The 11583-nt window shown below is 77.9% G+C and carries 8 protein-coding genes; 3 read left to right on the top strand and 5 right to left on the bottom strand.

Going from position 1 to position 11583, the window contains the following annotated elements:
* Positions 1 to 104: 104 nt before the first annotated feature.
* On the top strand, positions 105 to 548 hold the full coding sequence (locus MHY85_RS02385) for a hypothetical protein (protein ID WP_239192664.1): 444 nt from the start codon (positions 105 to 107) through the stop codon (positions 546 to 548).
* A 27-nt stretch (positions 549 to 575) separates the two neighbouring features.
* Here MHY85_RS02385 and MHY85_RS02380 read toward each other — a convergent pair whose 3' ends face one another.
* The 5 genes from MHY85_RS02380 to MHY85_RS02360 form a co-directional block, all read right to left on the bottom strand.
* A complete protein-coding gene (locus MHY85_RS02380) occupies positions 576 to 3701 on the bottom strand; it encodes an AAA family ATPase (protein ID WP_239192661.1) in 3126 nt (1041 codons plus the stop codon).
* A complete protein-coding gene (locus MHY85_RS02375; protein WP_239192658.1) occupies positions 3701 to 4894 on the bottom strand; it encodes an exonuclease SbcCD subunit D in 1194 nt (397 codons plus the stop codon). Before MHY85_RS02375 ends, MHY85_RS02380 begins: the two co-directional genes overlap by 1 nt.
* A gap of 109 nt (positions 4895 to 5003) precedes the next feature.
* On the bottom strand, positions 5004 to 5363 hold the full coding sequence (locus MHY85_RS02370; RefSeq protein WP_239192655.1) for an STAS domain-containing protein: 360 nt from the start codon (positions 5361 to 5363) through the stop codon (positions 5004 to 5006).
* A gap of 212 nt (positions 5364 to 5575) precedes the next feature.
* Positions 5576 to 6088: an aminoacyl-tRNA deacylase gene (locus MHY85_RS02365; RefSeq protein ID WP_239192652.1), complete on the bottom strand. Its 513-nt coding sequence runs from the start codon at positions 6086 to 6088 to the stop codon at positions 5576 to 5578.
* Positions 6089 to 6098: 10 nt separating this feature from the next.
* On the bottom strand, positions 6099 to 7745 hold the full coding sequence (locus MHY85_RS02360; RefSeq protein ID WP_308191299.1) for an ABC-F family ATP-binding cassette domain-containing protein: 1647 nt from the start codon (positions 7743 to 7745) through the stop codon (positions 6099 to 6101).
* A 515-nt stretch (positions 7746 to 8260) separates the two neighbouring features.
* Here MHY85_RS02360 and MHY85_RS02355 point away from each other — a divergent pair.
* Both MHY85_RS02355 and MHY85_RS02350 read left to right on the top strand, forming a co-directional pair.
* Positions 8261 to 10870 carry an SGNH/GDSL hydrolase family protein gene (locus MHY85_RS02355; protein WP_239192649.1) on the top strand — a complete coding sequence of 870 codons (2610 nt, stop codon included), beginning with the start codon at positions 8261 to 8263 and terminating at the stop codon, positions 10868 to 10870.
* A gap of 5 nt (positions 10871 to 10875) precedes the next feature.
* Entirely contained in the window at positions 10876 to 11481 is a 606-nt protein-coding gene (locus tag MHY85_RS02350) for a hypothetical protein (protein ID WP_239192646.1), read from the top strand.
* Positions 11482 to 11583: the final 102 nt, after the last annotated feature.

Raw genomic sequence — 11583 nt, 5'->3', positions numbered from 1 at the left:
CCGGGAGCACCCTGGTCCGTCCCTGATCCCACCCCCCAGGGACCCAGGTCCCGACTGTGGCGCGCATCACATGCCGGTCGTAGGCTGGGACGCGAGGTGCTCCGATGGCGTGGTGGCTGGTGCTCTGGCTCGTGCTGCCGGCGCTGACGTTCGCCGTCGTGCTCAGGCTGATCCCGGGGGCGGAGTCGTCGCCGCGACGGAGCGCTGCCCGCGAACGGCACCGCGCCCGGGTGGCCGGAGCGCTGGACCGGGTCGCCACCCGCGTGCGGCACGGCCGGCACGGCGGGCCGCCGGCCCCCGACCCGTTCGACGCGCTGCACGTGCAGGTCCGCCTGGGGATCGTCGCCGACCACCTGCGCCGGCTCGAGGAGGACAGGCACGCGTGGGCGCGGGCCGAGCGCATCATCGCCAGCCAGCTCGCCTACGACGCGCTGCTCGCGGAGGCCTGCCGGCTCGCGGGCGTCGAGGTGCTCCCCCGGGCGAAGGGCGACCCGTGGGAGCGGATGCGGGAGGAGGTCGAGCTGGCCTCGCGCGGCTGGACGTGGTGAGGCGCACCCACGGTCAGCCGGCGGCCGTCAGCCGGCGACCACCGCCAGCGTGCTCGACCCGTCGACCCGCCGGCGCACCTCGATCCGCTCGGCCACCGCCTGCTTGAGCGCCTCCACGTGCGACACGACGCCGACGACGCGGCCGCCCGCACGCAGCCGCCCGAGCTCGCCGAGCACCGCGTCCAGGGTGTGCGGGTCGAGGGTGCCGAAGCCCTCGTCGATGAACAGGGTGCCGAGCTCGACTCCCCCGGCCTCGGCGGTGACGACGTCCGCCATGCCCAGCGCGAGGCACAGCGACACGTAGAACGTCTCCCCGCCGGACAGCGTGCGGGGGTCGCGGGCGGCGCCGGTGGTGTGGTCCACCACGCGCATCGCGAGACCCGTGCGCCGGGTGCGGACGTCCTCGCGCTCGTCGCTGCGCTCCAGCTCGTACCGGCCGTCCGACATCTCGCGGAGCCGGTCGTTCGCGGCCGCGACGACGTCCTCGAACCGGCGCACGAGCACGTAGGTCGCCAGGGACAGCGCGCGGGCGTTGTCGGCGTCCGCTCCCCCGGCCAGGCGGGCCATGCGCGTCACCGGGGCGGCCTGCTGCTCGGCGGCCGCGAGGGTCGTGGCGGACCCGGTGACGTGCCGGGCGGCGTCCGTGGCGCGCGCCGCCCGGTCCCGGGCGCTGCCGAGGCGCGCGCCGGCGGCGTCGGCCGCGCCCACCGCGTCGGCCAGCGCCTGCTCCAGCTCCGCCACCTCGGTGGCGAGGGCCCGCGGGTCGCCGGCCGCGAGGTCGGCGAGCTCCGGGTCACGCAGCCCCTGCTCCACCCGCGCCACGGCGGCCCGGTAGGCCTCGACGGCGCGCTCCGCCGCGGCCACGTCGGCGGCCTCGGCGACCGCGGCCCGAGCCGACGCCTCGTCGCCGAGGTCCTGCTCGGCGACGACGCGGGCGACCTCGGCGTCCCGCTCGACGACCGCGCGGGCCGCGGCGGCCCGGCGGTCCAGCGCCGCCAGCACCCCGTCGGCGGCGTCGACCCGCGCCTGCTCGGCACCCTGGCGGGCCAGCACCGTCGGGTGCCCGTCCCGCGCCGCCTCGACCTCCGCGGTGTCCCGGGCGAGGTCCTCCTCGACGCGGGCCAGCGCGTGGCCGGCGGCGACGTGCTCCTCGGCGAGCGCGGACCGGGTCAGCCGCAGGTCGTCGGTGACGCGGTCGTGCTCGGCGACCTCCGCGCGAAGGCGGTCGCGGGCGGCCTCGGCGTCCCGGGCGGCGGCCAGCGCGGCGCGGGCGCGGTCGACCGCCGCCGAGGCCTCGGCCGCCTGGTCCGCGCGCAGGCCGCCGGTGCGCTCCCGCAGGGCGGCGCACCGCTCGGTCCGGCCGACGACGCGGGCCTCGGCGGCCCGCACGGCGTCCTCGGCGGCCCGGCGCGCGTCCTCGGCGGCCGCGACGTCCTCCTCGGCCACCGGGGCCTCGCCCAGCGGGGCCGGGTGCGGGTGCTCGGTGCCGCCGCAGACCGGGCAGGGCTCCCCCGGCGCCAGACCGGCGGCGAGCTCGCCCGCGAACCCGGCGAGCCGTGCACGGCGCAGCCGGTGCTCCTCCTCGACGGCGGCGACCGCGGCCCGCGCCGCGGCCGCGCGGGCGTCCGTGGCCGCGGCGAGCTCCGCCTCCGCCGCGGCGAGGTCGCGCACGGCCGCGGCGACCGCCTCGGCGTCGGCCAGGTCGCGGGCGCGGGTGGGGACGGTCCCCGCGAGGGCGGTGGCGGCGTCCAGGTCCGCGACGAGCGCCGCCCGGCCGTCGGGTCGCACCGCGAGCAGGTCGTCGGCCTCCGCCATCGTGCGGGTCCGGGTCGCCTGGACCTCGCGCAGCCGGTCCCGGTCGCGCGACCGCTGGGGGAGCGTGCGCTCGAGCCCGACCACCCGGGTGAGGGTGGCGACGAGCGCGGCGCTGGTCGCCCGCACGGCGGTGAGCGCGGCGGGCAGCGTCGCGTCCGCGAGCGCCGCCCCCGTGTCCGCCGGGGCGAGACCGGCGGGTGCCGCGTCGAGCGCGGCCCGCAGCTCCTTGTCCGCGCCCGCGAGCGCGCCCCGCGCGTCGTCCAGGCCGCGCAGGACCGGCCGGGCCACGGCGGCGCGCCGCGCGCGGTCCACCCGCGCCACGTCCGCGGCGTGCTGCTCGGCGGCCTCCGCCAGCCGGGCGCGCTCCTCCGCCAGCGCCGCGCGGCGCCGGACCAGCCGCAGCCGGGCGCCCGCCCCGTCGGCCGCGGCGCGGGCCTCCGCCACGCGGGCCGCGGCGGCGTCGGCGGCGGCGCGGGCGGCGGCCTCGTGCGCGCGCAGCGCGGCGAGCCGGTCGGCCACGAGCGGGGCGAGGGCGGCGACGTCCTCCGCGGCGGCCGCGCGCAGCGCCGCGACGCCCTCCTCGTCGGCCGCGGCCGCGCCGGCGAACCGCGCGGTGCACTCCTGCACCGCGGCCCGGGCCTCGGCGACGGCGCGCTGGGCCTCGCGGCGCAGCTCGTCCAGGCGCTGCTGCACCCGCTCGTACACCTCGGTGCCGAAGATCCGCTGCAGCAGCCCACGGCGCTGCTCGGGGTCGGCGCGCAGGAAGGCGGCGAACTCGCCCTGCGGCAGCACCATCGTCTGCACGAACTGCGCCCGGTCCAGGCCGACGACCCGGGTGAGCTCGGCGCCGGCCTCGTCGAGGCGGGTGGAGAGCAGCTCGCCGGGCGGGTCGGCGGCGTCGGGGCCGGCGAGGGCGGCGTCGAGGCCGGCGAGGGCGGCGTCGAGGCCGGCGAGGGCGGCGCCCTCGGGCGCGGCGGTGAGCCGCCACAGCTTCACGGTCGCCTGCTGCTTCGCCCGCCCGGTGCCGCGCTTCTTCGCCCGCTCGTACGCCGGCGTCCGGCGCACCCGGTACACGCCGGACCCGGTCTCGAACACCAGGTCCACGACCGTCTCCACGTCGTCCGCGGCGAACGCCGACCGCAGCCGGTCCTCGCTCGCGGACGCCGACGCCACCTTGCCGTACAGCGCGAACACCACGGCGTCGATGACGGTCGACTTGCCCGCCCCGGTCGGGCCCTCGAGGAGGAACAGCCCTCCCGCGGACAGCGCGGCGAAGTCGACGGTGTGCCGGCCCGCGAACGGGCCGACCGCCTGGATCGTCAGGGTGTGCAGCCGCATCAGGCGCTCCGCTCCGCCGCGACGACCTGCTCGTAGGCCCGGCGCAGCACGGCGGCCTCCGCCTCCGTGGGACGGGCCCCGCTCACGTGCTGCACGAACTCGGCGGCGACCTCCAGCGGGTCGCGTGCCGCCGTCACGTCGGCGACCCGCGGGCCGGACTCCCGGGCGGGCGGCTGGTGCTGGACGACCAGGGCGTGCGGGAACCGGGCACGCACCCGCCGGTACAGGTCGGCCGGCCGGTGCGCGTCGGTCACCGTGACCCGCACCCAGTCGTCGACGTGCGGCTCGCCCGCAGCCCCGAGCAGGTCGTCCAGCGGGCCGGTCAGGTCGGTGAGGCGGCGCGGCACGGGGGCGGGGACGAGCCGGACCCCCGGGGCGCCCGACGGGCCGAGGTCCACGAGCACGGTCGACTTGGCGTGCCGCGCCTCGGAGAAGGAGTACGCGAGCGGCGACCCCGAGTACCGGAGCACCGTCGGGCCGTCGCCGTCGCCCACCCGCTGCGGGCCGTGCAGGTGCCCGAGCGCGACGTAGTCCACCCCGTCGAACACCGCGGCGGGCGCGTGGTCCACGCCCCCGACCCGGATGTCCCGCTCGGACTCGCTGGCCGCGCCGCCGACGACGAACGCGTGCGCGAGCACCACCGACCGCGGCGCGCCCCGGCCCGCCGCGGCGGCCTCGGCCGCGCGGGCGGTCAGGTCCGCGCGGACCCGGTCCATCGCGGCCCCGAGGACGGCGGCGTGCGAGCGCGGCAGCGGCCCGTCGGCGCCCGGGCCGGCCAGCGCGTGCCGCGCGGCGTCGGGGTCGAGGTACGGCAGGCCGTACACGAGCACGTCGTGGCCGTCCCCCGGCAGCACGACCGGCCGCGTCAGGTCGTCGAGGCGCGCCAGCACCCGGACGCGGTCCCGCATCAGGTCCGCGCCGAAGCCCAGCCGGATCGCCGAGTCGTGGTTGCCCGGCGTGACGACCACCGCGGCGTGCTCGGACAGCCGGTGCAGGGCGTCGGACAGCTGGGCGACCGACTCGACCGGCGGGATCGCGCGGTCGTAGACGTCGCCCGCCACGAGCACCGCGTCGACGCGCTCCTCGCGGACGACGTCCACGAGGTGGTCGAGGAACGCCTGCTGGTGCGCGGTGAGGTCGACGCCGTGCAGGGTGCGGCCCAGGTGCCAGTCGGAGGTGTGCAGGAGCCGCATGCGTCGAACGTAGCCGCCGCCACCGACATCCCGGGCCACCGAGCGCGTCGCCTGTGGACCACGGGCGTGGCGCGCGGCCGCGCGGTCGCGCCGTCGGTGCGCCGGACCGTCAGGCGATCGCGCGCTCCGGCGCCGGCTCCGGCTCGAGGGCGAACTCCCCGGCCATCCCCAGCATGTCGAGCTTCTCCAGCACCTGCCGGTGCGGGTCGCGCAGGGTCAGCCCCTGCCCGGTCTCCCCCGCCGCCAGGTTGAGCTGCAGGACGAACGCGAGGCCGGACGAGTCGATGAACGTCACCTCCTGCGCGTCGACGACCACCGGCGCCGGGCTGGCCAGCGCCTGGGCCATCGACGTGCTGGCCTCCGCCCGCAGCGCGCCGTCGACCTCGCCCCACAGCCGGACCACCGTGCGCCCGTGCGCGGCGGTCACGTCGATCCCCCCGACGGGGGCGGGATCCTCGGTCAGGTTCATGTCCTCGTTCTCTCCAAGTCTGCGTGGGGCCGCCCGATCATGGCCCCCCGGGGACGTGCGCGCATGCCGAACGCGCGTCCTGGGGTCCGCCGGTGCGTGACCGGGGCGTTCTCCGCCGTGGACAACGCGCCCGCGGGCCGCTTCGTTCCCCGATCAGCGGGCCGGTTCTTGACCGCACCTTGACCGTCCGGTCGGGATCGCGGGCGCGAGGGTCAGGCGGCGCCGTCCGGCAGGGGATCCGTCACGTCCGCCACCGTCGCGTCCAGCACGCGGACGAGGTCGTCGCCGTCGACACGCGCACCGACGCCGTGCCCGCCCCCGCCGATCGACGCGGGCCGGCCGGGCACCCGCTCGTCGGCGACGACCGGCCAGGCGCGCAGCGAGCCGAACGGGGTGATGGTGCCGCGCTCGTAGCCGGTGACCTCCCTGGCGGTGGCGGCGTCCGGCATGGACATCCGGCTCACGCCGAGCAGCGCCCGCAGCTTGGGCCAGGAGATCGTGCGGTCGCCCGGGACCAGCACGAACAGGTAGTCGTCGTCCCCCCGGCGGACGACCAGCGTCTTGACGATGCCCGACGGGTCGATCCCCCGCGCCGCGGCCGCCTCGGCCAGCGAGCGCACCGGGCCGTGCCGGACGATCTCGTGCGGGATGCCCGCGTCGGCGAGCGCCTGCGCGGCGCGCCGCTCGCCCTCGGTGGCCGCACCCTGGTCCTGCTCGCTCGTCATGCCCGCCACCCTACGAGCCGCCCCCGACACGGAGCCCGCCGTCGAGCACCTCGGCCGTCGTCCCGTGCCAGGTCCGGCGCAGCCACCGGTCGTGCGACGCGACCACCACCGCGCCCGGCGCCACCCGCAACGCGTCGGCCAGCTCGTCCGCGAGCGCGAGCGAGATGTGGTTGGTCGGCTCGTCGAGCAGCAGCACCTCCGGGGCCTGCGCGACCAGCAGCGCGAGCACCACCCGTCGCCGCTGCCCCACCGACAGCTCGCGCAGCGGCCGGTCGACGTCGCGCGCCGCGACCAGCCCGAGCTCGGCGAGCGGCACCGCCCCCGGAACCCCGGCCGTCACCAGGCCGTACACGTCCCGCGGCGTGCGGGGGTCGTCCGCCAGGCCGACGTCCTGCTCGAGCAGCGCCACCCGGACGTCCTGCGCGCGGCGCACCGTCCCCGCGGCGGGCACCAGGTCACCCGCCAGCAGGTGCAGCAGCGTCGACTTGCCCGACCCGTTGGCCCCGGTGACCAGGAGCGCGGTGTCCCGGTGCACGTCGAGCGCGTCCACGCGCAGCCGGCCTGGCACCTCGGCACCGCGGACCGCGAGCGCCGCGCCGTCGCCCCGGCCACCGCCGGTCAGCGTCGCGCGGAACCGCAGCGGGCGCGGCGGCCGGGGCACCGGACCGGCCTCGATCTCGTCCAGCCGGCGCCGGGCGTCGCGGACCCGGCGGGACACCTGCTGCTCCACCCGGTCGCCCGCGCGCCCGTAGGCCATCTTGTTCCGGTCGGCCATCTCCCGGCCGGGTGCGAGCGTGCGCGCCGCCCCGCCCTCGCCGAGCGCTGCCCGCAGCCCCGCGACCTCGTCCTGCTCGGCCGCCCACCGCTCCTGCCACCGCTCGCGGGCGACCTGCCGCGCCGCGCGGTAGTCCGCGTACCGGCCGCCGACCACGCGCGGCCCGCCCAGGACCGGGTCGAGGTCGAGCACCTCCGTCACCACCTCGTCCAGGAACACCCGGTCGTGGCTGGCCAGGACCACCGCGCCGGGCAGCGCCGCCAGCGCGCCCGCCAGGAAGTCCGCGGCCTCGTCGTCCAGGTGGTTGGTCGGCTCGTCCAGCAGCACCGCACGCGGCCGGCGGACCAGCACCGCGGCGAGCGCGAGCCGGGACCGCTGGCCGCCCGACAGCGTCCCGCTGGGACGACCCGGGTCGACCCCGCCGAGGCCCAGACCCGCCAGCACCCGCTGCGCGCGGGCGTCGGCGTCCCACACGCCGACCGCCTCGGCGCGGGCCAGGGCCTCGTCGTAGCGACCGGCGGCCCCCGGGTCGTCACCCGCGAGCGCCGCGGCGGCGTCCTCGAGCGCGGCCGCCACCGCGCGCACCTCGGCGAGCGCCGCGCCCAGCACGTCGTCGACCGTCGCGTCCGGCCCGAACGGCGGCTCCTGCGCCAGGTGCACGAGGTCGGCGGGCCGGTGCACCTCGCCGGCGTCCGGCTCCTCGACGCCGGCCAGCAGCCGCAGCAGCGTGGACTTGCCGATCCCGTTCTCGCCGACCAGGCCGAGCCGGTGCCCCGGGTCGACCGCGACGGACAGGTCGGTCAGCACCCGGCGGTCGCCGTACGCGCGGGACAGGCCGACGGCCCGCAGGACGGGCGTGGGTGCGGGAGGGAGGGCTGACACGGGGATCACCACCGGCTGCCGACGCGCGCGGCTCGGGCCGCGGGGGTCGGCGGGGAGTCGGGACGGGGACTCGGGGCCGGTCAGATGCGCATGGTGGCGACGGTACGCGGCGCCAGGGCGCGGGCGCGAGGGGATATGGGCCGGTTCGTGGGCGGATCGGCACCTACCCGACCGGGAATAGCGGTTCGCGGGCATTCGTGCGTCTCTAGCGTCGGCCGGGCGGGTCGCGGACGCGGCCCTCCCGCAGCGTCGCTGGAGCGAGCATGGTCCGGAACCGCCCTGTCCCGTCGCATCGCATCGTCCCCGCGCGCCGTGGGAGGCGCCGGCGCGTCGCCCTGCTGACCGCCGTCGCTCTGGCCCTCGCACCCCTGCTCGGCGCCGGCCCGGCCGGGGCCGCCTCGGGAGAGGACGAGAACAAGCCGTCCCTCCAGGTGGTCCACCCCACTTCAGGCGCGCGACTGGGCAACGGGGACGTGATCTTCCGCGGCTCGGTCACACGGGACGACGACGCAGACATGACCCGGGTGCAGTACGCCGTGGACGTCTCCGGCTCCACGGAGAGCCCCGTGCAGGACTGCACCGGCGACGGAGTGATCGACGCGCTCGACGACCTCAACGGCGACGGTCGGCGGGGCGACGTCCTCGACTGCCAGATCGCCGCGGTCGTCGCGCTCAACGCCAGCCTGCGGACGGCGGTGGGGTCGGCGGAGCGCGTCGAGGTGGGCCTGACCGCCTTCGGCACCACCGCGGCGACCGCGCAGATGCGGCGCGACGACCCTTCGGCCTTGTTCGTGCCGCCCGGGCTGACCGGGGAGGGCACCGACGTGGTCCCGAACGTCAACCACGTCGCCGCCTCGCTGCGCCGGGGCGCGATCGGTGAGTACGCCGATCGGTCCGTCGGGACTGGGACCAGCTTCGACGCGGCCCTGACCGCGGCCCTCGACGCCCTCGCGCTGCACCACGGGCCGGGCTGGGTGTTCCTGCTGTCAGACGGACAGGCGACCGTCAGCGCCGCGACCCTCGACCGGGTCGCGCGCTCCGGGGTGTCCGTCCGGACGTTCGCGGTGGGCGGCGGCACCGGGGCCGCGCCGTGCGCCGCGTCGGCACCGCTGGGGGCAATCGCCGCCGCCGGGTCGGACTCCTGTGTCCGGGTCACCGACCCCTCCGCGCTCACCGCCTCGGTGCTCGACTCGCGGCCCGCCTGGATCGACACGGTCACCGTGGATGTCGGGGGCCGCCGGGTCGAGGCCGAGGTCGACGCGATCGGCGGCTGGACGGTCACGGTCCCCGGGCTCGCGGAGACCGCGCACACCGCGGTGGTGCGCGCGCGGTTCACGGACGGCCTGGTGCTGACCGAGCGGGTCCCGTTCTGGGTCACCGGGCACCTGTCCTACGTGGCGCTCGGGGACTCGTTCGCGTCCGGCGAAGGGCTCCAGCCCTACCTGCACCCGGACGTCGACCCCGGGGCGACCGTCGAGGACTACATCTGCCACCGGTCCGGGCGGGGCTGGCCGGCGCAGGTGGTGGTCCCGGGGGGCACCCGGCCCGTGGCGCACCGGCTGGACGCGGAGTTCGACTTCGGGGCCTGCACGGGGGCGCGGATCGTGAACCTGGACAGCGAGCAACAGCGGCAAGCCACGCCCTACCTGTTCAGCGACGAACAGAAGGCGGTGCCGCTCCAGCTGGACCGCCTCGGCAGCGGGGCGGACCTGGTCACCGTCAGCATCGGCGGGAACGACCTCGGCTTCGCGCCGATCGTCGGGCACTGCATCAAGCCCTGGTTCGACCGCTGCTGGGACGACGCGTTCGTCACCAGCGCCGCCGGGACGAAGGTCAGCCTGCACGACTGGATGACGGTCCGGCTGGCGCTGGTCGGGGGCGAGCTCACCGGGGTCTACCGGGGCATCCGCGACCGGGTCGGCCCGGACGCGACCGTCGTCGCGACCACGTATCCCCGGCTCGTCTCGGCCTCTCCGTTCGCGTTGGCGAACCTCGCCTGCCACGCCCCCTTCCTCGACGGGAGCGAGCGGCGCTGGCTCCGCGACCGGATCGACGTGTTCGCCGCGATCGTGCAGGACCGCGCGGCACGCCCCGGCGCCGGGCTCCAGGTGGTCGACGTGCGGGACGACTTCGAGGGCCGGAACGCCTGCGACTGGGGCGCGGCCATCACGGGCTTCTCGCTGCGCGCCGTCGGCGGCCCCGAGTTCGGGCTGACCTTCTCGACCAGCTTCCACCCGAACCAGAAGGGCGCCGACCTGTACGCCCAGGTGGTCAACGACGCCCTCGCGCACTCCTTCCGGCCGCCGCGGTTCGACGCGGCGACGGAGGGGGCGGACGTCGCGGACCCGGTCGAGCGCGCTGGCGCCGCGGCGGGCCAGGCCGCGACCGTCTCCCGGACCGTCTCGGCAACAGCGGACGACCAGGCACCCGGCTTCGACCCCCGGATCGTCACGGACCCGGAGGCGGTGCTGCGGGAGTACCCGGAGGACGTCGTCTCCGCCGTCGGGTCCCTCACCTTCGCGCAGTCGGGCCTGGGGAACGCGGCGGCCACCGACGGGTACGACGCCTGCGACGAGGTGGTCCCGGGCGAGATCGTGCCGTTCGGCGCCCACGGCTTCGCGCCGGGCAGCGAGGTCACCGTCACGGCGACGTCGGTCGGCCTGGCCGACGGGGACGACCACGGGACCAGCACCACGGCCACGCACCGGGCCGACGACCTCGGTGGGGTCCAGGGCACTGTGGTCGTCCCGCCGTTCGGCTCGGACGGCGCGTTCTTCGTCTCGTTCGCGGGCACGAACAGCGCCGGCGGGGCGGTGGTCGGCGACGCGATGGCCCCGGCCACGGTCGACGCGGCGTGCCGCGCGGTGGTCGAGGAGGCCGGCCACCTGGCCGGGGACGAGGACGAGGGTGCCGACACACCCGGCGCCGACCGGACCGAGCCCGCCGTCGCCCGCGACCCCGTGCCGGGCGGGGCCGTGGACCCGTCCGGGCGGGACCTCTCCATGACGGGCGGGGCGCTCGTGTGGACCGCTGCCGCCGCGGTGGCGCTGCTGCTCGCCGGTGCGACGGCCCGCGTCCTCTTCCGGCGCCGGACGGGGTCGGGCGCGGCCGCCGGCGGGTCCTGACCGTCGTGGCCCCCCCGGACCGCGGCCCGAGCCGTCGCGCGCGCCTGCGTGCCTGGGTCCTGGCCCGGTACGCGCGCCCGCCGCTCCCGCGCCGGCGTCGGCGGTCGGTGCGGCTGGTCGCCCTGACCCTCGTCGTGCTCTACGCCCTGGCCGGCTGCCGCCTGGAGTCCGCCCGCACCTGGGCTCAGGTCGACATCCTGTGCGACGCCCTGAGCGAGGACGCCTGGAGTCACCAGACCAAGAGCACGGTGAATGTGGGCTCGGGATTCGTCGACAACATCGTCAGGGGCGCGTGGGGAGTCGCGAAGGTCCACCAGACCCCCGAGGAGGTCCTGGACAACCTCGCCGCCGGCTCGCGCGCCGCAGGGATCAGCCCACCCCTGTGCGTCACGCTGGACGCCCGCAAGCGGGCCGACCTCACGAGCATGCGCCCGGACGCCAAGTACGCCACATACGCCTGCGAACCCATCCGCCACCGACGCGCCTTCGGCTGGCTCCTCATCATCTCCTACGGCAGGAACGAGGCCGGCAGACCGAACACCCAGGTGCAGTACGGCCTCGGCCCCAACGCCGGCGGCCTCCGCCTCTCCTACCGCTGGCCCGACGGATGACCGACCCCGGGCGCTCCACCCGCGCGCCTTCCACATCGTGACCCCCCACGATCCGCCCCCCGGACACCCGCCGCCGCCTCGCGCCCGGCGCCACCGCCGGCC

The organism is Cellulomonas sp. ACRRI, from assembly GCF_022346185.1.
In the GTDB taxonomy this organism is placed as follows: Bacteria; Actinomycetota; Actinomycetes; order Actinomycetales; family Cellulomonadaceae; genus Cellulomonas.
The sequence above is the reverse complement of the archived record's forward strand: the minus strand, read 5'-3'. Positions and strand labels throughout refer to the sequence as shown.